We start from the raw sequence: 22,202 nt of genomic DNA, 5'->3' as shown, positions 1-22,202 counted from the left end.
GCACAACAAATTAACATGAGTCTATTTAACGTTATACTGCAACAAGTAGATATCGAAGAAAAAATACAAAACGCGCCAGATAAAGGATATGAGATTGGTGTTTTTATTGGGACCATGATTCCGTTTGTTGTTCTTGTTTTATTAGCTTATTTAATGTATCGGCATAGCAAAAAAAAGAATCAATAAACCAACATTATGGATATCTTATCATTTTTAAGCGGAAATGGACTCTTTCTGCTTTTAGCCTTAGTTTTAATAATTGTTTACGTAGTAAATAGAAGAAAAAGAAAATAATGGGCAATAACATTCGTATCACAAAACAATTCTCATTCGAAACTGGTCACGCATTATACGGTTACGATGGTAAATGCAAAAACGTACATGGGCACAGTTATAAGCTAGATGTTACTGTAATTGGACAACCTATTCGCGATAATAGCAATGTAAAGTACGGTATGGTAATCGATTTTAGCGATTTAAAAAAAATCGTGAAAGAAGAAATCGTAAATGTTTTCGATCACGCCACCGTTTTTAATAAAAATACACCACATGTAGAGCTTGCCAAAGAATTACAAGATCGCGGGCACAATGTACTGCTTGTAGACTATCAGCCAACTAGCGAGATGATGGTTATAGACTTCGCAAAAAAAATTAAAAAGCGTTTGCCAAATCACATTAATTTACACTCGTTAAAACTTCAAGAAACAGAAAGTTCATTTGCAGAATGGTTTGCCTACGATAATATTTAGAGTATCTGCTGGCAGGCAGGTTCCCACAAGAATCGGACTTTAGGTAGTCGCTTTTTTGTGTTGCATAGGTGCAACAACGCAAAAAGAGCTTCAACAATACCTCAAATGCTCTGCATTCATGATTTCATTTTGTTCAAAATAAAAACCAATACGTAATCCCTAACGCAATTATCTGTAATTTTAATTTCTAAACTCGTAATCTTTCTCTCCTATTTGCGGTCTTCCAACTTCTGTCTAAAAAAACTATATTTACAACATGCAAATTCCGAAAGACAAAAAAATATATTTCGCATCAGATAACCACTTAGGTGCCCCAACAAAAGAAGCCTCTTTACCTCGTGAAAAGAAGTTTGTGGCTTGGTTGGACGAAATAAAAGAAGATGCTGCTGCAATTTTCCTTTTAGGCGACCTATTCGATTTTTGGATGGAATACAGAAAAGTAGTCCCTCGAGGTTTTACACGAACCTTAGGAAAGCTTGCCGAAATTTCAGATGCTGGTATTCCAATTCATTATTTTGTTGGCAATCATGACTTATGGATGAATGGTTATTTTGAAGAAGAACTAGGTATTCCTGTGTACCATAAACCAAAAGAGTTTGTATTCAATAACAAAACGTTTTTTATTGGTCATGGAGATGGATTAGGTCCAGGAGACAAGGGATATAAACGTATGAAAAAAGTCTTTACTAATCCGTTTTCAAAATGGTTATTTAGATGGCTTCATCCCGATTTAGGCGTTAGATTAGCACAATATATGTCTATTAAAAACAAACTTATTTCTGGTGATGATGATGCCATATTTCTAGGTGAAGACAATGAGTGGCTCGTACAATACTGTAAAAGAAAATTAGAAGATAAGCATCGCGATTTTTTTGTTTTTGGTCATAGACACCTTCCCTTAAATATAGACCTCAACAGAAATTCTAAATACATCAACCTTGGAGACTGGATTCAATACTTCACCTATGGCGTTTTTGATGGTGATACTTTGGAATTAAAGGAATATTAAGCATCACTTTCATGCGCTTCCACATCTTCGGTTAAATCTAAATCGCGAAGCACTGGGTTTTTAATTCCAATTACAAAAACAGTTACTAAAGTCATCGTCCCTCCAAAAACAACAGCGGCGACTGGTCCAATTAATTTTGCAGCCAACCCACTTTCAAAAGCTCCTAGTTCATTAGACGACCCGACAAACATAGAATTAACAGAAGACACACGTCCACGCATATTATCTGGTGTTTTTAATTGTAAGATAGTTTGTCTAATTACCATAGAAATACCATCGGCTGCACCGCTAATAAATAGCATTAATACACTTACCCAAAAAATTGAAGACAATCCAAAAGCTATAATGCTTAGACCAAAAACAAACACCGAAATGAGTAATTTTTTACCTGTGTTTTTGCTTATAGGGATATACGTAGTAGCAAACATAGTCACAATACTACCCATAGATATTGATGCATTTAAAATTCCGAAACCTTGACTTCCTACTTCTAAAATATCTTGTGCAAAAATAGCTAGAATAGCAATGGTACCGCCAAACAAAACTGCAATCATATCTAAGGTTAATGCGCCTAAAATAGCCTTATTTTTAAATACAAAACGAACACCTGCTTTTAGACTTTCTTTTAAAGGTTCTCCTATATTTTTATTTAAAATAGGTTTCTTTTTTATTAAAAAAGTTAAAATTAAAGATAGCATTACTAACACAAAAACAACACACAAGGTCATATCTACTCCAATCCAGCTAATAAAAAATCCGCCAAATAAAGCCCCTAAAACAGCCGCTGTTTTCCAGGTACTTGTACTCCATGTTGCGGCATTAGGATATATTTTTTTGGGAACTATTAACGCAACTAATGAGAAAATAGTTGGCCCAAAAAAGGAGCGTAAAAAACCACCAAAAAACACTAACGCGTAAATTGCATACAAAATCCATTTAGTTTCCCAATCACCTATTATTTTTTCCCAAGTCAGTAAAAACAGCCCTAAACTAATTAATGAAAACGCTGCAATACAAAGCGCAAACAAATTCCGCTTCTCTTTTTGGTCAACAATATGTCCTGCAAATAAAGCCATTGAAAAAGCAGGAATAATTTCCATCAATCCAATTATTCCAAGAGATAATGGGTCTTTTGTTAAACTATACACTTGCCACTCAATAACAATAAACTGCATAGACCACCCAAAAACCAATAAAAATCGCACTAATAAAAAAACATTAAATTCTTTTATTCTTAATGCTGCATATGGATCATTTTTAGCCATAACTACCCTTTAATATCTCTTAATTTAAGCTGAAGCGATACACGTCCCTGCCATTCATTTTCATCAATTGAATAGACTGCGTCAAATGGTTTTCTATTAGAAACTAAATCTATTTTATCGCCCATTCCAAAACCTATACAAACAAATTTATTGTTAGTGTCTCTTTGAGTAACGGTAACTCGTAAGTGTTTATCCTCTTCGCCAACACATTTACCGTAACCCGTGTCTAAAAGGTTTTCAGTCATAAAAACGGGCGTCATGTTACCTGGTCCAAAGGGCGCAAACTGACGAATAATTCGCCATAAACGGGCATCTATTTGATTTAAATCAATTTTATAATCGACCCTAACTTCTGGAACAAGTGAATTAGCATCGATGGTGTCTTTAACAACTGCTTCAAATTTATTCTTAAAACTTTGATAGTTTTCTTCTTTCAACGTTAATCCTGCAGCATATTTATGCCCCCCAAATTGTTCGATATATTCGGCACATCCTTCCAAAGCATTATAAACATCGAATCCAGAAACTGAACGTGCTGATGCCGCAAGCATATTACCACTTTTAGTAAAAACCAAGGTAGGGCGATAATAAGTTTCTGTTAGTCGAGAAGCCACAATACCAATAACACCTTTATGCCAAGTTTCATTGTAAACAACAGTAGTAAAACGTTTCTGTTCTTTTTGTTCTTCAATTTGTTTGAGAGCTTCTTCAGTAATTTGTTTGTCTGCCTCACGTCTATCTGTATTAAAAGTTTCTATTTCAGAAGCATATTCTTCAGCTAAAGCATAATCTTCTTCAATTAAGAGTGTTACCGCATAATTCCCGTGTTTCATGCGTCCAGCAGCATTAATTCTTGGTGCCACTATAAAAACCACATCGGTAATGGTGAATTCTTTTTTCTTTACTTGCGCTATAAGAGCCTTAATCCCAATTCTTGGGTTCTGATTAATGACTTGAAGCCCAAAATAGGCCAATACACGATTTTCGCCTGTAATTGGAACAATATCTGCACCAATGGCAGTAGCTACCAAATCTAAATACTCGGTTAAATCTTCTGGTGTTTTGCCTTCTTTAAAGGCTAAGGCTTGCACTAATTTAAAACCAACTCCACAACCGCATAGTTCTTTATATGGGTAATTACAATCCTCTCGCTTTGGGTCTAAAACAGCAATCGCATTAGGAATACTTTCTCCAGGTCTATGATGATCGCAAATAATAAAATCTATGCCTTTTTCCTTTGCATATTTAACTTTATCAATAGCCTTAACACCACAATCAAGCGCTATTATTAATGAAAAACTATTATCGTTAGCAAAATCAATTCCTTTATATGAAATTCCATAACCTTCGTCATATCGATCTGGGATGTAGGTTGCGACATTATCTGTTCTTGTTTTAAGATAAGAACTCATAAGAGCAACTGAAGTTGTACCATCTACATCATAATCGCCATAAACCAAAATATTCTCGTTTTGAAGGAACGCCGCTTCAATTCTAGCTACTGCAATATCCATATCTTTCATCAAGAATGGATTGTGCAAATCACTTAAACTAGGGCGAAAAAAAAGTTTTGCTTGATCGTAATTTTCAATCCCTCGTTGAACCAATAAAGCTGCTGTAATTTCGTCTACCTTTAACGCATTCTTTATTACTTCTACTTTATTCGAATCTGGTTTTGGTTTGAGTGTCCAACGCATAAAATATTCTAAAAACCTATTTGAATTGTTCTAGTTTTTATGAAAATGTGCTTCAACTTTCACATCAGCAAATTGACGAAACATCTCCATGACACCACAATATTTTTCAACCGACAAGTCTACGGCTCTTTGCAGCTTCTTTTCGCTTAAATCACTCCCAAAAAAATGAAAATGCATCGCTACTTTATCATAATATTTAGGATGCTCTTCTGTTAAATTTGCTTCAATTTCAATATTAAAATCATCAACCTTCAACTTCATTTTTTTTATAAGCATGGCCACATCTAAACCAGCACAACCTGCAAGGCCAGATAACATTAAAGCCTTAGGGCGATACCCTTCTCCTTTGCCTCCGTTTTCTTCGCCTGTATCAATAAATAAATTATGTCCAGATGGGTTTGTGCTTTCAAATCGCATATTACCAAGCCATTTTGTAGAAACTTTAACTGCCATTATATAGAAATATTTTTGTTAATTGTAAATTCAAAAATACTACTTAAAAAATAAAATTATGCCTTTAGTAACACCATTATCTGCCCACCATGATTTAGAAACAAAAAAGCTTGCTGAGTTTTTTAATGAAACGCTTGGGTTTTGTCCAAATTCGGTATTAACCATGCAGCGTCGTCCAGCTATTAGCAAAGCTTTTATTAATTTAAATAAAGCCGTTATGGCTAATGAAGGTAGAGTAACTTCGGCCTTAAAACGCATGATTGCATGGGTGTCTAGTAACTCAACAGGGTGTCGTTATTGTCAAGCACACGCTATTAGAGCTGCGGAACGCTATGGTGCCGAACAAGAGCAATTAGATAATATTTGGGAATACCGAACCCACCCTGCTTTTAGTGAAGCAGAACGTGCGGCTCTAGACTTCTCATTGTTAGCGAGTCAAGTGCCTAATGGAGTTGACGACTCTATAAAAAAGCGTTTATACGAACACTGGAATGAAGGTGAAATAGTAGAGATGTTAGGTGTTATTTCATTATTTGGATACCTCAACCGCTGGAATGATAGCATGGGTACTTCTATTGAAGGTGGCGCAGTAGAAAGCGGTAACCAATATTTAGGCAAGCATGGTTGGGAAAAAGGAAAGCACATTTAATATTATGGTTTTAAAATTAGCAAAGCTTCAATACTTTTTTCTTGGATGCTTAATTATTGTCTCTTCAAGTTGTAAGCAAGAACCAAAAGATAAAGCTTCAGAATTTGAGTTACTTCCTAGGAATTCTTATTATGTAGATTCCTATAATGATATTGGTATTTACCGATTTAATGACTCAAACAAAGTCATGGATGGGTATTATGTAATTGGTAATAAAACGTCTAAATGGGAAGAATTTAGTGTAAAAGAAGGTGTTCTAAATGGCGATTATATTATTTTTCATTCTAATGGCGAGATTTTTTCACATTCCCAATACTTAAATGGTAAACTACACGGTAAGGAAAAAATGTATTCCCTTTCTGGAAAGCTAAAGTCCCTTAAAACATATAAACAAGGTGTGCCTTATGGAAAGAAAATAACATACTTTGAGAGCGGTGAAATACAATCTGAATCTATGTATGAGAATGAACAGATTATAGAATCTACATCCTATAATATTATAGGCGAAATAGTTTCTCAAATGTTTATTAAAGAAGGCAGAAAGATTACCCAACAAATTAAAAGCGGTAAAGTTTATTCTGAACAGATTTCGTCAACATACGATGATTTTGAAGCTATGAAATTTTATAATGAAGACGGCTCCTTGAATGTTTATTTAAGAATGTTGGAAGATGATGATAACAGTTTCTTAATAGAACTTAATGAAAATGGAGAAGAGATAAAACGTATTGATGTTAAAGCGAACCCGCAAGAAGCTATGAAATATTTTCAATATATGCAGGAGTTATAAGCTAATGAAGCAAGTCTTTCGCCTTTGTCCTCAATTTCGGTAAAACCTCAACTTCAAACCAAGGGTTCTTAGTCAACCAAAACCGATTTCGTGGTGATGGATGCGGTAATGGAAAAAACTTAGGCAAGTACTCATTATAATTTCGGACTGTTTCCGTTAAAGTTTTCTTTGCTTCTTTTCCTAAATAATAGCTTTGAGCATACATACCAATTAAAACAACTAGCTCGACATTTTTAAGTTCGTCAAATAAAGGTTTGTGCCATTGAGGCGCACATTCTGGACGTGGCGGTAAATCGCCTGTTTTTCCTTTTCCTGGATAGCAAAAACCCATAGGAATAATAGCAAACTTTGTTTCATCGTAAAAATCTTCAACAGAAACATCTAACCATTTTCGCAATTGTTTACCACTAGCATCATCCCATGGAACACCAGAAGCGTGTACTTTTGTTCCTGGTGCTTGTCCAATAATTACAATCTTAGAATCTAGATGAGCAGATACCACAGGTCGCGGACCAAGAGCTAAATGTTTTTTACAGATGGTGCATTGTTTTATGTCTTGAAGTAATCTTTTCATTAAATGATATTGCTCTCGATGCATGAAGCAAAAGCTTGATAATAGAACGGTTACGTATAAGAATAGTGTGGTTTTTAACTCAGTTCTTTGTTAGCTATAGCTTTTTTAATACTATTCTTGGATTAAATTCAATGTCTTTACAAGCATTCTGATTATCATTGAACTTACTGTTTTTATTCGCATTATATTCAGTTTTATAGGTTTCATATCCTTCCTTTGAAACCTCAAAATTTGCATAACACCAAACAAATGGTAAATCAATAGGTGTGTGCAACCAATCAATTTTAGACTTTTCGGTAAGCACAAAATCCCCATTTATACCAGTCTTAATGATTTGTGATTTGAATTGCTTGTGTTCATAATATCCAAATTCTTTGTTCTCTATTTCATTTTTTTCAATTCGCACGACTGTTGCGTATTGGATTGGGTTTCCATTTTGGTCAACTACTTGTCCAATTATTTTTGGCGCATATATGACTTTTTTAGGATGAATGAACAAACCAACCAAAAATATCAGAACAAAAATCAAAATAATATTTCTGACTTTTTTCATAAATTATTACTAACAACAAATAATTAAATATTTATTAGAAACTACTTTTTCCCACCAACACAGATAACAATCTCTCCCTTAGGTGGTTTATTGGTATAATGCTCTAAAACCTCTTTGGCTGTTCCGCGTATAGTCTCTTCAAATAATTTGGTGAGTTCTCTGGATATCGAAACAGGTCTCTCATTACCAAAGTACTCGCAAAAATGCCCAAGAGTTTTTATTAATTTATGTGGGCTTTCATAAAAAATCATGGTTCTAGTTTCTTCGGCTAAAAGTAATAGTCGCGTTTGCCTTCCTTTTTTTACTGGTAAAAACCCTTCGAACACAAACTTATCGTTTGGTAATCCTGAGTTCACTAATGCTGGCACAAATGCAGTCGCCCCAGGTAAGCATTCGATTTTAATATTATTTTCAATACATGCCCGCGAGAGTAAAAAGCCAGGATCTGAAATTGCTGGTGTTCCAGCGTCACTTATTAAAGCAACCGTTGTGCCGCTTTTTAACTTTTGAATAATGGCTTCAACCGTTTTATGCTCATTGTGCATGTGGTGCGATTGCATATGGGTTGAAATTTCAAAGTGTTTAAGTAATTTTCCAGAGGTACGTGTGTCTTCAGCTAAAATTAAATCGACTTCCTTTAAAACTTCAATCGCTCTAAAAGTAATGTCCTTTAAATTCCCAATAGGCGTTGGTACAATATACAGTTTACTCATTAGCTAAATCTACTTTCAACTATAGCGATAAAGCGCTCTTCAAACTCCTCCTTATCTATCCAGTTATTATAATCTGGTTTAACAATATCTTCAATAAAACGCTTGGCGTCTTTAAACGATTCTGATGTGTTTAATTGAGAGATTACGCGCTCGTAGTCTTCATTCTTGCCATTAAACAAATGTTTAATAAAAGCTATTTTATCGTTCAGCCCAATGTTTAATCCGCCACTTTTTAGTTTATCATTAAGCGATTTTTTTTCATTCGATTGCCGTTTCTGAACCTCAGAAATAGGTTCGAAAACAGGCATCTCATTAAACCCTGCCGTAATATCTTCTAAATTACTTTTACTTACTTGTTTTCTTGGAATGGCTTCTTCAAAAATAGTGTCGACTTGCTGCGCTTCTTGTGGCATTTGGGCAACCATATCTTTAATAGTTTCCATTACTGGTTCCATAATATCGTCATCCTCTACTTCATCTAAATTAATGTAAATTTTATCTTCACGCTCAATATTATCGCTTACTTTATTGTTAAAAGCAGTATCTAACATGTCAAAAAATGATGAGTCATTCCCAATAGTTGGAATATCGTCTTCAAAGTTTTCGTGAGCAAATTTTAATACCGATATCTTTTCGTAGAGAGCAGCAACTTCTGTGTGCATTTTAAGAACATCTTCTTTTCCTTTAAGCTTCAATATTCTATGCGCGATGCTAATTAACTCAGACTCTAGCTTCTTTTTCATGTGTTTGTTTTTAATATTTTTATAATCACATATAACATTCATATAAACACCGTTCTTGTGTTTTATCCCGATAACTATTGGGGCTAGTTATAAATGTTTCATTATTTACAATTTTTAAAATTAAATGCGTTTTAGGCTTTTGATTTTTAATAAATTTACGCCACCTTTATACAAACGAATAATTGCTTTCTTTTAGTGTTAAAATTACGAAATGTTTCTTGAAAATACGGTAAATCATAAAGAACAATTTGGATGGATAGAAGTTATCTGTGGCTCTATGTTTTCTGGAAAAACGGAAGAATTAATCCGAAGGCTTAAGCGTGCTCAATTTGCAAGGCAAAAAGTTGAAATTTTTAAACCTGCTATTGATGTACGATATAATGAAGACATGGTAGTCTCTCATGATGCCAACGAAATTCGTTCTACACCAGTCCCTGCCGCAGCAAACATACCTATTCTTGCTGATGGTTGTGATGTGGTTGGCATTGATGAAGCACAGTTTTTTGATGATGAGATTGTTCGTGTATGCAACGACTTAGCCAATAAAGGTGTACGTGTTATTGTCGCTGGACTTGATATGGATTTTAAAGGAAATCCTTTCGGACCAATGCCAAACCTTATGGCAACCGCTGAATATGTTACCAAGGTACATGCTGTTTGTACTAGAACAGGGAACTTAGCCCAATATAGTTATCGGAAATCTAAAAATGACAGCCTAGTTCTACTGGGTGAAGTAGACGAATATGAGCCTTTAAGTAGAGCAGCTTATTACAAAGCCACTATGCGAGATAAAGTTCGCAATATGAAAGTGAACGATGCAGAAGAAATTACTTCTAAAACAAAAAAACCGAATGCCTAAAGCACAAGAAACCATTCTTGAAATAGATTTAAACGCTCTCAAACATAATTTTGATTATCTTAAATCTAAACTACAACCAGAGACTAAATTTTTAGCGGTTGTTAAAGCTTATGGTTACGGAAGTGATGCTTGTGAAATAGCAAAACACCTCCAGGAACTAGAAGTCGATTATTTAGCAGTAGCCTATGTAAATGAGGGTGTGCTTTTAAGAGAAGCGGGCATTACTAAACCAATTCTCGTTCTACACCCGCAAACCGTAAATTTTAAAAAGCTTATTGCCAATTGCTTAGAACCGAGTTTATACAATCCTAAAGTTTTAACCGAATTTATTGCAATCGCTTCCAAGAAAAATCAAACCGATTACCCTGTACATATAAAATTTAATACAGGATTAAATCGTCTTGGTTTTTGGGAAAATGATGTAGCGTTTATTGCTTCTAAATTGAAACAAACGAAAACAATAAAAGTAGCTTCAATCTTTTCTCATTTAGCAGCAAGCGAAGATTTAACAGAAAAAGAATTCTCTTTAAATCAAATAAAAACATTTAAATCAATTACAGATAATTTCTTAAATATTATTGATTATAAACCTGTGCTACATTTGTGTAATACTTCAGGTATTTTAAACTATCCTGAAGCACATTTAAATATGGTTAGAAGCGGCATTGGTTTATATGGTTTTGGCAATTGTAAAAAAGAAAACAAACACCTTAAACCAATTGGCACATTAAAAACGATTATTTCTCAAATTCATCAAATCGAAAAAGGCGAATCTGTTGGGTACAACCGTGCATTTAAATCCAATAATTTTCTTAAAACAGCAACGCTTCCAATTGGTCATGCCGATGGTATTGGTAGACAATATGGTAACGGTAAAGGTTTTGTTATCATAAATGGGCAAAAAGCACCTATAATTGGAAATGTTTGTATGGATATGATTATGGTAAACATTACCAACATTGATTGTAAAGAAGGTGACGAGGTTATTGTTTTTGGACAAGAAGCAACTGCCGAAGCCTTAGCCGAAGTAGTAAACACTATTTCTTACGAGTTAATTACGTCCATATCTCAGCGTGTTAAAAGAATCTTCATTAAATAAGTTTCTTAAAAATGTTAACCTTATCTTTTTTCCTTATTTTAGAGACTTACTAACTAATAATTTATAATTATGTTAAAAGAATTTAAAGAATTTGCAATGAAAGGCAATCTTGTCGACATTGCTGTTGGTTTTGTTATGGGTGCTGCTTTTAAAGAAGTGGTTACTGCTTTTACGGGAGGCATTGTTTCTCCACTAATAGGATTAATTTTCAATGCAGATTTCAAAGAGATGAAATACATTATTAAAGAAGGTGTAGCAAATGCTGATGGTGCAATTGAAGGTGAGGTTTCAGTACTATGGGGTGCATTCTTAACAAACGTTATTGACTTCATCATTGTTGCTTTTGTAATGTTCTTAATTGTAAAAGCGGTCAATAGAATGAAAACGAAAGAAGAACCAGCTCCAGAGGCTCCAGCAGGTCCAACTCAAGAAGAATTATTAGGAGAAATTAGAGATTTGTTAAAAAAATAACAATGTGTTAATTAAATAACTTTGTGTTATTTGTTGTTAAAAAGCCTTTGTTTTTATAAAACAAGGGCTTTTTTTAGATTGTAAATTAGAATTAATACTTAGTTTTGTTCAACGAAACTTGATTAAAATTAAATAAAATGAAAGTAGCAGTTGTTGGTGCCACAGGAATGGTAGGCGAAGTGATGCTAAAAGTTCTAGAAGAACGCAATTTCCCAGTAACAGAATTAATCCCTGTCGCTTCACAGCGTTCTGTGGGTAAAATAGTAAACTATAAAGGAACCGATTTTAAAGTTGTTGGTTTAGAAACCGCTGTTTCTATGCGTCCAGATATTGCCTTATTTTCTACAGGCGGAAGCACCTCGTTAGAATGGGCTCCTAAATTTGCCGAAGTTGGTACAACAGTAGTTGATAATTCTTCTGCTTGGAGAATGGATCCTACTAAAAAATTAGTAGTTCCAGAAATCAATGCAAACGAACTAACTAAAGAAGATAAAATTATAGCAAATCCTAATTGTTCAACTATTCAATTAGTAATGGCTCTAAATCCGCTTCACAAAAAATACAAAATGAAACGTGTTGTGGTTTCAACATATCAGTCGGTTTCTGGTACAGGGATTAAGGCTGTGAGGCAATTAGAAAACGAGATTGCTGGTGTTGATGGCGAAATGGCTTATCCTTATCCAATTGGTAGAAATGCATTACCGCATTGCGATGTATTTGAAGAAAACGGATACACAAAAGAGGAGATGAAATTAGCTAGAGAGCCTCAAAAAATAATGAACGACCGCACGTTTTCTGTTTCTGCAACAGCAGTTAGAATTCCGACTGCTGGTGGGCATTCAGAATCTGTAAATGTCGAGTTTGAAAATGATTTCGATTTATCAGATGTTCGCGAATTATTAAGTCAAACACCAGGGGTAGTGGTTCAAGATAATACAGATACTAACACATATCCAATGCCTATTTATGCTCATGAAAAAGACGATGTTTTTGTAGGGCGTATTCGCAGAGATGAAACACAACCTAATACATTAAATATGTGGATTGTTGCCGATAACTTACGCAAAGGAGCTGCAACAAACACAATCCAAATTGCTGAATATTTAATCGAAAATAAATTAGTGTAATTATTTAGAATCTTAGATTTTATATTAGAAACTCCTGTATTAAAATGCAGGAGTTTTTTTTGTTTATTTTTGATACATTAAAAAACTCATCAATCATGAAAAAAATTGCAATCGTCATTTTTGCTTTCGCTTTGTTAGTAGCCTGCAAAAATGACACTCAGAATTCAAATACTATAACTGTGAATTACCCTCAAACAAAATCCGTAGATACTGTAGACACCTATTTTGACGTAGAAGTAAAAGATCCATATCGTTGGTTAGAAGATGACAGAAGCAAAGAAACAGAAGCTTGGGTAAGGTCACAAAATAAAGCAACTTATAGTTATTTAAACCAGATTCCCTTTCGCAAAGATTTAAAAGAACGCTTATCTAGTTTATGGAATTATGAAAAAGTAGGCGCTCCTTTTGTGGAAGGCGATTATACATACTTTTCAAAAAATGATGGCTTACAAAATCAGAATGTTATATATAGAAAAAAAGAAACAGGTGATGCCGAAATATTTATAGACCCTAACACTTTTTCAGAAGATGGAACCATATCCTTAGGAGGTTTGAGTTTTTCAAAAAACGGTAAAATATTAGCTTATTCTATTTCTGAAGGCGGTAGTGATTGGAGAAAAATTCTAATCATGAATACTGAAACAAAAGAAATTATCGAAGACACACTAATTGATATAAAATTTACGCAGATATCATGGTATAAAAACGAAGGTTTCTATTACTCAAGCTATGATAAGCCTAAAGGAAGTGAGCTTTCTGCAAAAACAGACCAACATAAAGTATATTATCACAAATTAGGAACGCCTCAAAAAGAAGACACCTTAATTTATGGTGGAACTCCAGAGGAAAAACATCGTTATATCTATGCAAATGTTACTGAAGACGACAACTATTTGGTTATAACACCACGTGTATCAACCTCTGGTAACAAGCTATTTATCAAAGATTTATCGACCCCTAATAGTCCTTTAATTACGATTTTAGATCATACAAATAGTGACACATATATCTTAGATAATGATGCTAGTAAATTATTTCTAGTTACCAATTTAAATGCGCCAAACAAAAAAATAGTTTCGGTAGATGTGTCTAATCCAACACCAGAAAACTGGGTTGATGTTATTTCTGAAACAACTAATGTCCTATCTCCATCAACTAGTGGGGGTTATTTGTTTGCTCATTATATGGTTGACGCTATTTCGAAAGTAAAACAATATAATTATGACGGAACTTTAGTTAGAGACATTACACTTCCTGGTTCTGGAACTGCTAGCGGATTTGGAAGCAAAAAAGAAGAGAAAACAGATTATTTCTCGTTTACAAATTATAATACACCACCTAGTGTTTACAAATTGAATATTGAAACTGGTAAATCAGAAGAATACTGGAAACCAGCCATAGCTTTTAATAGTGATGATTATGAAAGTAATCAAGTATTTTACACATCAAAAGACGGGACCAAGATACCCATGATGATTACCCATAAAAAAGACTTAGAGCTTAATGGTAAAAACCCAACGATTCTTTACGGATATGGTGGCTTCAACATTAGCTTAACCCCAAGCTTTAGTATTACTAATGCTGTTTGGATGGAACAAGGTGGTATTTTGGCTGTTCCAAATTTACGTGGTGGTGGTGAGTATGGCAAAGCATGGCATAATGCAGGAACAAAAATGCAAAAGCAAAACGTGTTTGATGATTTTATTGCAGCTGGAGAATATTTAATTGAAAATAATTACACCTCATCAAGCTATTTAGCGCTTCGTGGTGGTTCAAATGGTGGTTTGTTAGTTGGTGCAGTTATGACCCAACGTCCAGATTTAGCTAAAGTTGCATTACCTGCCGTTGGAGTTTTAGACATGCTGCGCTATCACACATTTACAGCTGGAGCAGGTTGGGCTTACGATTATGGAACTTCCGAAGACAGTAAAGAGATGTTTGAATATATAAAAAATTATTCCCCAGTTCATAATGTGAAATCTGGCGTACAATACCCTGCAACTTTAGTAACTACTGGAGACCATGATGACCGTGTGGTGCCAGCACATAGTTTTAAATTTGCAGCAGAATTACAAAGTAAACAAGCAGGAAATAACCCTACATTAATTCGCATTGAAACAGACGCTGGTCATGGCGCTGGAACTCCCGTTAGTAAAACTATCGAACAATATGCAGACATTTTTGGATTTACATTATACAACATGGGATTTAAAGTTTTGCCAAATAAAGCCACTAACAAAATAAAAGGATAAGAGATATAAAATCTTTAGTTTAAAACACGCTTCTTTATTAGTAGCGTGTTTTTTTATATTATTTTTGCAACACCATGTTGAACGTTAAAAACCTAAGTTTTTCATATCACAAAACACCTGTTTTAAAAGCTATTTCTTTTAATGCTAAACAAGGCGAAAACATAGCTGTTATAGGCGAAAGTGGCTCTGGGAAAAGCACCCTTTTAAAAGTTTTGTATGGTGAGTACGATTTAGACCAAGGGCATATTTTTTGGAAAAATCAAGAAGTTTTAGGGCCTAAATACAACTTAGTTGTTGGCTACGACTTTATGAAATATGTTGCACAGGAATTTGATTTGATGCCTTTTATAAGTGTTGCAGAAAATATCGGTAAATTCCTTTCTAATTTTTATCCTGAAGAAAAACAAAGGCGTACTGAGGAATTACTTGAAGTTGTTGAACTTACCTCTTTTGCAAAAACGAAAGTAAAAATTTTAAGTGGTGGCCAAAAACAGCGTGTGGCTCTAGCTCGTGCCTTGGCTAAAGAACCTGAAATTATATTGCTAGACGAACCCTTTAGCCATATTGATAATTTTAAAAAACAAAGCCTTAGACGTAGTGTTTTTAAATACTTAAAAGATAAAAAAATTACTTGTATTGTAGCAACGCATGACAAGGAAGATGTGCTAGGGTTTGCAGATAAAATGATTGTTTTGCATGATAATGAAATTTTAGCCAACAACACTCCCGAACACTTATACAACAATCCAAAAGACAAACTTATCGCTTCTTTTTTTGGTGAGTTTAACGAATTGAAATCTGCTAGTTTTGTTTATGCACATCAATTAAAAGTGGTTGAAAAGTCTAATTTAAAAGCTATTGTAAAACGTTATTATTACAAAGGGCGTTATTATTTAATTGAAGCCAATTTGGATGGTAAAACGGTGTTTTTTGAACATGATAAAGAATTAAAAAAAGGGTTGTCTATTTGTCTTTCAATAGTCAAATAACATTTAAACGTTGCTGCTCAAAAAAGTTTTAAGTATTAGTAATATACTCGTGTTACTCTTTGTTATTTTTTCAGTTCACGAGTTTGTAATTACTCACAAGTACAGATGCAGATATGTGTAAAATTAGCTCTAATTCTCTAATCATTTCAACAGTCATTTTTTTCTTTTTATTTAAGATTTCAGAAACTCCACTTTTCCCTCCAATAACTCCAACTAAATCTTTTTGTTTAAGGTTCATTTCTTCCATTCGAATCTTGATAGCCTCAATTGGATTGGGTGATTCAATAGGGTAGTATTTGTTTTCGTAATTATGAATTAATAACGATGATATTTCAGTTTCATCCCCTTGTTTAGAATTAGGGTCGGCATCAAATATTAACTCAAGTCTTTCTAGAGCTTTATTGCCAACTGTTTGTCTGCGATGTTTTATTTGTCAGGCATGTTCGAATGTATGTAAACTCTCCACTCTCCGTTTTCGTTTTTCTTTAAAATATCCAGATATTTTAGACTTATATCAATTTCTGTAGAATCTGTTTTTGGCATTAAAACTAACACTCCTGAATGTCGGTGAATGGCTATGTCATTTCTAATTATGATATCTATAGACTTCCAGTCCTTAAGTCGGACTCTATAATTGGTTAAAATATTTTTTACTCTAGATTTAATAGAATCTCTACTAGTCATGTCAATAGAATTTGGCTCAGATAAAATGAAGTCATCTGTCACAAATCTGAAATAGGATTCAGGGTCTTCGCTCTCAGAAAATTCTTTAACCCAAGTTTAAAATAAGTCCTTTATTTTCTGTTTTTCAAAACTCGTATTTTCATTTTTATCTATGTCATTGCAACTTACCAGTACGAATGCAATTACTACACCAGTTAATATAAATTTTTTCATAATTAGGTATTATATTATCCTATTCTTCATATGTGATTACCAATTGATGGCAAATTGTTATATAGTAACTTTTATTACTCGTATGCTGTAAATAGTTAGGATATAATAAGTTTTTTGCAACTATTATCCCATAAAGATAATTTTTTTAAAGCATTATGTCTTTGTCTTTCTGTTTTAAAGTAACTCAACTAAAACAACTCCTTAACAATAAACTTCTGCTCCCTAAAAATAATGACATCATTAGCTTGTTTCCCAATTAATAATTGTCCAATTGGTGTACTTGGCGAAATGGCATAAAATGTTTCGTTATTAACTATTAATTCTCCAGCACTAATAGCGATAAAATAGTTTGTGCTAGATGTGTAAACAACACTACCCAAGCCTATAATTTCAGAAGATTTTTCTATATTAACTCTAGAAAGCGTTTCTTTTACTTTAGTAATTTCTGCTAATTGGTGGCCTGCTTTTTCACGTTCAAGTTGCAACATAGCTCGACCTGTTTCATGCTTATCGCCAGCGCTACTTTTGGTTTCAGACAATAAGGATTTTTGAACGTCTTTAATGGTATTTTGAACCGTTTCTAGACGATTATCTATAAACTCTAGACATTGATTATATAATGTTTGCTTTATAGACATTATATTAAATCTGCTAATTCTTTACCAACCAAACTACCTATAGCAACACCCATACCGCCTAGTCGTACCCCACAATACACATGATTACTAATTTGCTTTACAACAGCTTCCTTTTTACTACCAACTCCCATAATACCACTCCATCTATGATCTATTTCGAAACGAGTTTCTGGAAGAATTGTAGTTTTTAAAAGGGCTTCTAGTTTGTTTTGGATTAGGTCTGTTAATCCAAACTCTACTGTTTCTTCTCCAATAAAGTCGATGTTTCGTGCTCCACCCAATAAAATTCTATCATTAATATTTCTAAAATAATAATACCCTTTATCTAAATGAAATGTGCCTTTTATGTGCAAATCTCGAATGGGTTTTGTTATTAAAACTTGGGCTCTTGCTGGTTTAACTTTTTGACCAATGAGTTGTGATGCAAAGCCATTGGTAGCAATTAGAAGCTTAGTTGTTGAAAAATCAAATTGATTCGTTTTTATTTTTACCGAACCTCCATTCTCTATAAATTCTTCTACGGCTATATTATTTAGAATTTTAATCCCTTTTAATTGCGCTTTTTGTAGCAAAACCTCCATCATTTTCCCCGTATCTAATTGACCTTCGAAAGCATTGAAAATATATTGGTTTTTAATATTTTTAAAATTGAAAACATTCTCTTTTAAACTAAATACATCTTCTTTAAAAATTGGAAATAGCATCTTATTAATTGCTTCTCTATTTTCCGTGCAACTTTCAAATAACTCGACATCCTCTTTGGTAAAGAGTTCAAAACCACCATTATTTTGATAATTTATTTCTTTATCGCCTAATGTTTGTCTTAGCAACTTTAACCCCTTGTACCGCTTCTTAACCAATTCTATTACTTCTTCTTGAGAATGCGATTGTAAATCATCTAAAATCTCGCTAAGGCTTCCAAAACAAGCAAATCCTGCATTTTTTGTGCTTGCTCCTTGTGGCAGCATTCCTTTTTCTAAAATAAGAATCTTAGCTTTTGGAAACCGTTCTTTTAAATGTAGGGCGCAATTAAGTCCAACAATACCACTACCAACTATACAGAAATTGGTTTTTGAGAGCCATGTTTTTATTTCCCAATATGAAAAGTTCATTGAGCTAAGTTAAAATTTTAAATTGAAGTTCTACACTGTGTTAAGGATAGAAATGGCATCCTTTTTTGTGCTTAACCTAAAGTTTAATGTTGAACTATTATTTGGTATATAGAAAATACTTGATAAGATACTGAAACAAGTTAAGCACAAGAAAGATATAATGGATAGCCTGACCGCGCTTTTGGGCGTGGTAACACCATAAAAAAACTCCGAAATTACTTCCGGAGTTCTTGTTTAATCTTCTGTTTGTGGTTTCATCTTGAAATCTTCCATAAATTTCGTGGTATAATTACCTGCCAAATAATCTGGATGATCCATGAGTTGTCTGTGAAAAGGAATGGTAGTTTTAATCCCTTCTATTACAAACTCATCTAAAGCACGCTTCATTTTATTTATAGCCTCTTCTCTAGTTTGCGCTGTGGTTATTAACTTGGCAATCATAGAGTCATAATTAGGTGGAATTGCATACCCTGCGTAAACATGAGTATCTAAACGAATACCATGACCTCCTGGAGCATGTAATGTATGGATAACACCTGGAGATGGTCTAAACCCATTATAAGGGTCTTCGGCATTAATACGACACTCAATAGAGTGTAATTTTGGTGTATAATGCTTTCCAGAAATTGGAACACCTGCAGCTACTAATATTTGTTCACGTATTAAATCGAAGTCTATAACCTGCTCGGTAATAGGGTGCTCTACTTGAATACGCGTATTCATTTCCATAAAATAGAAATTACGGTGCTTGTCAACTAAAAACTCGACAGTTCCAGCGCCTTCATATTTTATATATTCTGCAGCTTTTACTGCGGCTTCTCCCATTTTTTTTCGAAGCGCATCCGTCATAAATGGTGATGGTGTTTCTTCGGTTAGCTTTTGATGGCGACGTTGTACTGAGCAATCTCTTTCTGATAAATGACATGCTTTACCGCGAGAATCTCCAACTATTTGAATTTCGATATGTCTTGGCTCTTCAATAAGCTTCTCCATATACATGTCATCATTTCCAAAGGCTGCTTTAGATTCTTGTCTTGCAGAATCCCATGCATCTTTAAGATTCTCTGGTTTAAAAACGCCACGCATACCTTTGCCTCCACCTCCTGCAGAAGCTTTAAGCATTACTGGGTAACCTGTTTCTTTCGCTAATTTTTCGCACTCAGCAAAATCTTTAATAATTCCGTCACTACCTGGTACACATGGTACACCTGCCGCTTTCATGGTTTCTTTAGCATTAGCTTTGTCTCCCATTCTATCAATCATTTCTGCGGAAGCACCTATGAATTTTATTCCGTGCTCTTCGCATATTTTTGAAAACTTGGCGTTTTCTGATAGAAATCCGTATCCTGGATGAATCGCATCTGCATTAGTAATTTCTGCAGCAGATATAACGTTTGACATTTTTAAATAAGATTCGCTACTTGCAGCTGGCCCAATACAAACGGCCTCATCTGCAAACTTAACGTGTAGACTTTCTGCATCAACAGTGGAATATACAGCCACTGTTTTTATGCCCATTTCTTTACAGGTTCTTATAACACGTAGTGCTATTTCTCCCCTATTGGCTATTAATATTTTTTTAAACATAAATTCTTCAAATTTTCAATATTCAAAAAACAAATTCCAAAATCTATATACTGGAATTTGGGAATTGAAAATTGGGATTTATATTAAGATGGATCTACTAAAAATAAAGGCTGATCGAACTCTACTGGAGAAGAATCATCAACCAATACTTTAACTATCTTACCTGAAACTTCAGATTCAATTTCATTGAAAAGTTTCATAGCTTCAATAACGCATAACACATCACCTTCGCCTATAGTTTGCCCTACCTCAACAAATAAAGGTTTATCGGGAGCTGGTTTTCTGTAAAAAGTACCAATGATTGGTGACTTAATTGTAATATATTTTGAATCGTCTTGTCCGCTAGCTGCAGGCGATGCTGGTGCTGCTTCAGGTGCTGCTGCTACAGGCGCTGGTGCTGCTATTTGTGGCATCTGAGCTACGGGAGCTTGATGAAGGATTGTTGTTTCTGAATCAGATCCTGTTTTTATGGTGATTTTAATATCATCCATCTCTAATTTAACTTCACTTGCCCCAGATTTTGCGACAAACTTGATTAAGTTTTGAATCTCTTTAATATCCATAATTATGCTAATTAGTTAATGGTTAGTTAAATTAATTATATGCCCATTTTAAATAAATGGAACCCCAATTGAATCCTCCTCCAAAAGCAGCAAATATTAAATTATCGCCCTTTTTTAGTTGAGATTCATAATCACTTAAAAGTAATGGTAAAGTAGCCGATGTGGTATTACCATACTTATGTATGTTCAACATTACCTTTTCTTCTTCTAGTTCTATACGTTGTGCTGTTGCATCAATAATTCGTTTGTTTGCTTGATGAGCAACTAGCCAATTCACGTCATCTTTGGTTAAGTTATTACGTTCTAATATTTTAACTGCGGCATCTGCCATATTAAAAACAGCATTTTTAAAAACAGTTCTTCCTTCTTGAAAAGCGTATTGACCTCCTTCGTCCATGGCTTCATGTGTAATGGGAAATGAAGACCCACCGTATGTAGCTTGTAAAAACTCTCTTCCTGTACCATCACTTCTTAAATACTCATCTTGGAATCCTAAATTTTCAGTATTAGGCTCGAATAAAACAGCTCCTGCTCCATCTCCAAAAATAATACATGTTGCTCTATCCTTATAATTAATTATAGATGACATCTTATCTGCTCCAATAAGCAATACATTTTTATACCTGCCAGATTCGATATAACTAGCAGCTACAGACATACCATATAAAAAACTTGAACACGCGGCATCCATATCAAATGAAAATGCATTTGTAGCTCCAATTTCTGAAGCAGTATAGGAAGCAGTTGAGGCTGCCTTCATATCTGGTGTAGCAGTAGCCACAATAACCAATTCTATATCTTTAGGGTCAATTCCCTTTTTATTTATAAGATTTTTTGCTGCTTGAATTGCTAAGAAAGAAGTTCCCTTGCCTTCATCTTTTAGGATTCGACGCTCTTTAATTCCCGTACGAGAAGTAATCCATTCGTCGTTAGTATCAACCATCGTTTCAAGTATTTGATTGGTTAATATATATTCTGGCACATAAGCGCCTACAGCTGTAATTGCCGCTGAGATTTTACTCATAACTTATAGTTAATTTGACCAAAAAATCATAAAAATTGGGCTAGACTGCCCAAATTTTTGTGAAAACTACTAAATTTTAACGTAATAATACGCAAAATTATGCGTTTTTGTCTTTTTGAAAATTTGTTCATAAAAAAAACGCTCACATGTGAGCGTTTTGTAATATGCTTGCATAATAATTATGCTAAATTCTCTATTTCTTCAGAATTGTCAATTAATACTTGACCTCTGTAATACAACTTCCCTTCGTGCCAATGCGCTCTATGGTATAAATGAGCCTCTCCTGTTGTAGGACATGTTGCAATCTGTGGCGCAGTTGCTTTATAATGTGTTCTTCTCTTATCTCTTCTTGTTTTCGAGATTTTTCTTTTAGGATGTGCCATTTTATG

The 22,202-nt window shown here is 34.1% G+C and carries 26 protein-coding genes; 11 read left to right on the top strand and 15 right to left on the bottom strand.

The annotated features are described in order from the left end of the window. Positions 1 to 15: 15 nt before the first annotated feature. The 3 genes from Q0739_RS03535 to Q0739_RS03525 all read left to right on the top strand — a co-directional run bounded on the left by Q0739_RS03535 (position 16) and on the right by Q0739_RS03525 (position 1,758). Positions 16 to 186 carry a hypothetical protein gene (locus Q0739_RS03535; RefSeq protein ID WP_298237315.1) on the top strand — a complete coding sequence of 57 codons (171 nt, stop codon included), beginning with the start codon at positions 16 to 18 and terminating at the stop codon, positions 184 to 186. Positions 187 to 293: 107 nt separating this feature from the next. Then, positions 294 to 749, top strand: a complete 456-nt coding sequence (locus Q0739_RS03530) for a 6-carboxytetrahydropterin synthase (protein ID WP_298237314.1) — start codon at positions 294 to 296, stop codon at positions 747 to 749. Positions 750 to 1,005: 256 nt separating this feature from the next. After that, positions 1,006 to 1,758: a UDP-2,3-diacylglucosamine diphosphatase gene (locus Q0739_RS03525; RefSeq protein ID WP_298237313.1), complete on the top strand. Its 753-nt coding sequence runs from the start codon at positions 1,006 to 1,008 to the stop codon at positions 1,756 to 1,758. Here Q0739_RS03525 and Q0739_RS03520 read toward each other — a convergent pair. The 3 genes from Q0739_RS03520 to Q0739_RS03510 are packed head-to-tail and all read right to left on the bottom strand — an operon-like array spanning position 1,755 to position 5,173. Continuing rightward, positions 1,755 to 3,023: an MFS transporter gene (locus Q0739_RS03520; RefSeq protein ID WP_298237312.1), complete on the bottom strand. Its 1,269-nt coding sequence runs from the start codon at positions 3,021 to 3,023 to the stop codon at positions 1,755 to 1,757. The genes Q0739_RS03525 and Q0739_RS03520 overlap by 4 nt on opposite strands. Positions 3,024 to 3,025: 2 nt before the next feature. Continuing rightward, positions 3,026 to 4,720, bottom strand: a complete 1,695-nt coding sequence (recJ, locus tag Q0739_RS03515) for a single-stranded-DNA-specific exonuclease RecJ (protein ID WP_298237311.1) — start codon at positions 4,718 to 4,720, stop codon at positions 3,026 to 3,028. Between the two features lie 30 nt (positions 4,721 to 4,750). Continuing rightward, positions 4,751 to 5,173 (bottom strand): OsmC family protein, encoded by a 423-nt coding sequence (locus Q0739_RS03510; RefSeq protein WP_298237310.1) that lies wholly within the window; start codon positions 5,171 to 5,173, stop codon positions 4,751 to 4,753. 58 nt (positions 5,174 to 5,231) lie between these two features. On the opposite strand from Q0739_RS03510, the gene Q0739_RS03505 reads away from it, so the two are divergent. Both Q0739_RS03505 and Q0739_RS03500 read left to right on the top strand, forming a co-directional pair. Further along, positions 5,232 to 5,822, top strand: a complete 591-nt coding sequence (locus Q0739_RS03505; RefSeq protein WP_298237309.1) for a carboxymuconolactone decarboxylase family protein — start codon at positions 5,232 to 5,234, stop codon at positions 5,820 to 5,822. Further along, positions 5,794 to 6,612 carry a hypothetical protein gene (locus Q0739_RS03500; protein ID WP_298237308.1) on the top strand — a complete coding sequence of 273 codons (819 nt, stop codon included), beginning with the start codon at positions 5,794 to 5,796 and terminating at the stop codon, positions 6,610 to 6,612. The genes Q0739_RS03505 and Q0739_RS03500 overlap by 29 nt, the downstream gene beginning before the upstream one ends. A gap of 1 nt (position 6,613) precedes the next feature. On the opposite strand, the gene Q0739_RS03495 is transcribed toward Q0739_RS03500, so the two are convergent. From Q0739_RS03495 to Q0739_RS03480, 4 genes are all read right to left on the bottom strand, one after another. Continuing rightward, on the bottom strand, positions 6,614 to 7,186 hold the full coding sequence (locus Q0739_RS03495; protein ID WP_298237307.1) for a uracil-DNA glycosylase family protein: 573 nt from the start codon (positions 7,184 to 7,186) through the stop codon (positions 6,614 to 6,616). A gap of 94 nt (positions 7,187 to 7,280) precedes the next feature. Then, a complete protein-coding gene (locus Q0739_RS03490; protein WP_298237306.1) occupies positions 7,281 to 7,739 on the bottom strand; it encodes a hypothetical protein in 459 nt (152 codons plus the stop codon). A 41-nt stretch (positions 7,740 to 7,780) separates the two neighbouring features. Next, complete coding sequence (gene rsmI / locus Q0739_RS03485; protein ID WP_298237305.1) at positions 7,781 to 8,452, bottom strand: 16S rRNA (cytidine(1402)-2'-O)-methyltransferase; 672 nt, start codon at positions 8,450 to 8,452, stop codon at positions 7,781 to 7,783. Beyond that, positions 8,452 to 9,195: a hypothetical protein gene (locus Q0739_RS03480; protein ID WP_298237304.1), complete on the bottom strand. Its 744-nt coding sequence runs from the start codon at positions 9,193 to 9,195 to the stop codon at positions 8,452 to 8,454. The genes rsmI and Q0739_RS03480 overlap by 1 nt, the downstream gene beginning before the upstream one ends. 211 nt (positions 9,196 to 9,406) lie before the next feature. On the opposite strand from Q0739_RS03480, the gene Q0739_RS03475 reads away from it, so the two are divergent. From Q0739_RS03475 to Q0739_RS03450, 6 genes are all read left to right on the top strand, one after another. Next, positions 9,407 to 10,054 carry a thymidine kinase gene (locus tag Q0739_RS03475; protein WP_298237303.1) on the top strand — a complete coding sequence of 216 codons (648 nt, stop codon included), beginning with the start codon at positions 9,407 to 9,409 and terminating at the stop codon, positions 10,052 to 10,054. Beyond that, complete coding sequence (gene alr / locus Q0739_RS03470) at positions 10,047 to 11,153, top strand: alanine racemase (protein WP_298237302.1); 1,107 nt, start codon at positions 10,047 to 10,049, stop codon at positions 11,151 to 11,153. Before Q0739_RS03475 ends, alr begins: the two co-directional genes overlap by 8 nt. A 69-nt stretch (positions 11,154 to 11,222) precedes the next feature. Then, positions 11,223 to 11,624 carry a large conductance mechanosensitive channel protein MscL gene (mscL, locus tag Q0739_RS03465; RefSeq protein WP_298237301.1) on the top strand — a complete coding sequence of 134 codons (402 nt, stop codon included), beginning with the start codon at positions 11,223 to 11,225 and terminating at the stop codon, positions 11,622 to 11,624. Positions 11,625 to 11,761: 137 nt separating this feature from the next. Beyond that, positions 11,762 to 12,751 carry an aspartate-semialdehyde dehydrogenase gene (locus tag Q0739_RS03460; RefSeq protein WP_298237300.1) on the top strand — a complete coding sequence of 330 codons (990 nt, stop codon included), beginning with the start codon at positions 11,762 to 11,764 and terminating at the stop codon, positions 12,749 to 12,751. Between the two features lie 95 nt (positions 12,752 to 12,846). Then, positions 12,847 to 15,003: a prolyl oligopeptidase family serine peptidase gene (locus tag Q0739_RS03455; protein WP_298237299.1), complete on the top strand. Its 2,157-nt coding sequence runs from the start codon at positions 12,847 to 12,849 to the stop codon at positions 15,001 to 15,003. Between the two features lie 74 nt (positions 15,004 to 15,077). Next, complete coding sequence (locus tag Q0739_RS03450; RefSeq protein WP_298237298.1) at positions 15,078 to 15,992, top strand: ABC transporter ATP-binding protein; 915 nt, start codon at positions 15,078 to 15,080, stop codon at positions 15,990 to 15,992. Between the two features lie 70 nt (positions 15,993 to 16,062). Here the strand turns inward: Q0739_RS03450 and Q0739_RS03445 are convergent, their stop codons facing one another. From Q0739_RS03445 to rpmF, 8 genes are all read right to left on the bottom strand, one after another. After that, positions 16,063 to 16,422: a transcriptional regulator gene (locus tag Q0739_RS03445; RefSeq protein WP_298237412.1), complete on the bottom strand. Its 360-nt coding sequence runs from the start codon at positions 16,420 to 16,422 to the stop codon at positions 16,063 to 16,065. After that, positions 16,419 to 16,676, bottom strand: a complete 258-nt coding sequence (locus Q0739_RS03440; protein WP_298237297.1) for a hypothetical protein — start codon at positions 16,674 to 16,676, stop codon at positions 16,419 to 16,421. Before Q0739_RS03440 ends, Q0739_RS03445 begins: the two co-directional genes overlap by 4 nt. Before the next feature lie 401 nt (positions 16,677 to 17,077). Then, the gene (locus tag Q0739_RS03435) at positions 17,078 to 17,527 is read right to left on the bottom strand and encodes a 3-oxoacyl-ACP synthase (RefSeq protein WP_298237296.1); all 450 of its coding nucleotides are present in this window, start codon (positions 17,525 to 17,527) and stop codon (positions 17,078 to 17,080) included. Next, complete coding sequence (locus Q0739_RS03430) at positions 17,527 to 18,639, bottom strand: FAD-dependent oxidoreductase (RefSeq protein ID WP_298237295.1); 1,113 nt, start codon at positions 18,637 to 18,639, stop codon at positions 17,527 to 17,529. Before Q0739_RS03430 ends, Q0739_RS03435 begins: the two co-directional genes overlap by 1 nt. Positions 18,640 to 18,873: 234 nt before the next feature. After that, complete coding sequence (gene accC / locus Q0739_RS03425) at positions 18,874 to 20,226, bottom strand: acetyl-CoA carboxylase biotin carboxylase subunit (protein WP_298237294.1); 1,353 nt, start codon at positions 20,224 to 20,226, stop codon at positions 18,874 to 18,876. An 83-nt stretch (positions 20,227 to 20,309) separates the two neighbouring features. Continuing rightward, the gene (accB, locus tag Q0739_RS03420; protein ID WP_298237293.1) at positions 20,310 to 20,789 is read right to left on the bottom strand and encodes an acetyl-CoA carboxylase biotin carboxyl carrier protein; all 480 of its coding nucleotides are present in this window, start codon (positions 20,787 to 20,789) and stop codon (positions 20,310 to 20,312) included. 31 nt (positions 20,790 to 20,820) lie between these two features. After that, positions 20,821 to 21,813, bottom strand: a complete 993-nt coding sequence (locus tag Q0739_RS03415) for a beta-ketoacyl-ACP synthase III (RefSeq protein ID WP_298237292.1) — start codon at positions 21,811 to 21,813, stop codon at positions 20,821 to 20,823. Positions 21,814 to 21,992: 179 nt separating this feature from the next. Beyond that, a complete protein-coding gene (gene rpmF, locus Q0739_RS03410) occupies positions 21,993 to 22,196 on the bottom strand; it encodes a 50S ribosomal protein L32 (protein ID WP_298237291.1) in 204 nt (67 codons plus the stop codon). Positions 22,197 to 22,202: the final 6 nt, after the last annotated feature.

It is taken from the genome of uncultured Algibacter sp. (assembly GCF_947487605.1).
Classification (GTDB): domain Bacteria; phylum Bacteroidota; class Bacteroidia; order Flavobacteriales; family Flavobacteriaceae; genus Algibacter_D.
The sequence above is the reverse complement of the archived record's forward strand: the minus strand, read 5'-3'. Positions and strand labels throughout refer to the sequence as shown.

Bases quoted from the DNA above. Each gene is read 5' to 3' on its own strand.
- Q0739_RS03535 (WP_298237315.1), top strand. From the start codon at position 16: ATGAGTCTATTTAACGTTATACTGCAACAAGTAGATATCGAAGAAAAA.
- Q0739_RS03530 (WP_298237314.1), top strand. From the start codon at position 294: ATGGGCAATAACATTCGTATCACAAAACAATTCTCATTCGAAACTGGT.
- Q0739_RS03525 (WP_298237313.1), top strand. From the start codon at position 1,006: ATGCAAATTCCGAAAGACAAAAAAATATATTTCGCATCAGATAACCAC.
- Q0739_RS03520 (WP_298237312.1), bottom strand. From the start codon at position 3,023: ATGGCTAAAAATGATCCATATGCAGCATTAAGAATAAAAGAATTTAAT.
- recJ (WP_298237311.1), bottom strand. From the start codon at position 4,720: ATGCGTTGGACACTCAAACCAAAACCAGATTCGAATAAAGTAGAAGTA.
- Q0739_RS03510 (WP_298237310.1), bottom strand. From the start codon at position 5,173: ATGGCAGTTAAAGTTTCTACAAAATGGCTTGGTAATATGCGATTTGAA.
- Q0739_RS03505 (WP_298237309.1), top strand. From the start codon at position 5,232: ATGCCTTTAGTAACACCATTATCTGCCCACCATGATTTAGAAACAAAA.
- Q0739_RS03500 (WP_298237308.1), top strand. From the start codon at position 5,794: ATGGTTGGGAAAAAGGAAAGCACATTTAATATTATGGTTTTAAAATTA.
- Q0739_RS03495 (WP_298237307.1), bottom strand. From the start codon at position 7,186: ATGAAAAGATTACTTCAAGACATAAAACAATGCACCATCTGTAAAAAA.
- Q0739_RS03490 (WP_298237306.1), bottom strand. From the start codon at position 7,739: ATGAAAAAAGTCAGAAATATTATTTTGATTTTTGTTCTGATATTTTTG.
- rsmI (WP_298237305.1), bottom strand. From the start codon at position 8,452: ATGAGTAAACTGTATATTGTACCAACGCCTATTGGGAATTTAAAGGAC.
- Q0739_RS03480 (WP_298237304.1), bottom strand. From the start codon at position 9,195: ATGAAAAAGAAGCTAGAGTCTGAGTTAATTAGCATCGCGCATAGAATA.
- Q0739_RS03475 (WP_298237303.1), top strand. From the start codon at position 9,407: ATGTTTCTTGAAAATACGGTAAATCATAAAGAACAATTTGGATGGATA.
- alr (WP_298237302.1), top strand. From the start codon at position 10,047: ATGCCTAAAGCACAAGAAACCATTCTTGAAATAGATTTAAACGCTCTC.
- mscL (WP_298237301.1), top strand. From the start codon at position 11,223: ATGTTAAAAGAATTTAAAGAATTTGCAATGAAAGGCAATCTTGTCGAC.
- Q0739_RS03460 (WP_298237300.1), top strand. From the start codon at position 11,762: ATGAAAGTAGCAGTTGTTGGTGCCACAGGAATGGTAGGCGAAGTGATG.
- Q0739_RS03455 (WP_298237299.1), top strand. From the start codon at position 12,847: ATGAAAAAAATTGCAATCGTCATTTTTGCTTTCGCTTTGTTAGTAGCC.
- Q0739_RS03450 (WP_298237298.1), top strand. From the start codon at position 15,078: ATGTTGAACGTTAAAAACCTAAGTTTTTCATATCACAAAACACCTGTT.
- Q0739_RS03440 (WP_298237297.1), bottom strand. From the start codon at position 16,676: ATGACTAGTAGAGATTCTATTAAATCTAGAGTAAAAAATATTTTAACC.
- Q0739_RS03435 (WP_298237296.1), bottom strand. From the start codon at position 17,527: ATGTCTATAAAGCAAACATTATATAATCAATGTCTAGAGTTTATAGAT.
- Q0739_RS03430 (WP_298237295.1), bottom strand. From the start codon at position 18,639: ATGAACTTTTCATATTGGGAAATAAAAACATGGCTCTCAAAAACCAAT.
- accC (WP_298237294.1), bottom strand. From the start codon at position 20,226: ATGTTTAAAAAAATATTAATAGCCAATAGGGGAGAAATAGCACTACGT.
- accB (WP_298237293.1), bottom strand. From the start codon at position 20,789: ATGGATATTAAAGAGATTCAAAACTTAATCAAGTTTGTCGCAAAATCT.
- Q0739_RS03415 (WP_298237292.1), bottom strand. From the start codon at position 21,813: ATGAGTAAAATCTCAGCGGCAATTACAGCTGTAGGCGCTTATGTGCCA.
- rpmF (WP_298237291.1), bottom strand. From the start codon at position 22,196: ATGGCACATCCTAAAAGAAAAATCTCGAAAACAAGAAGAGATAAGAGA.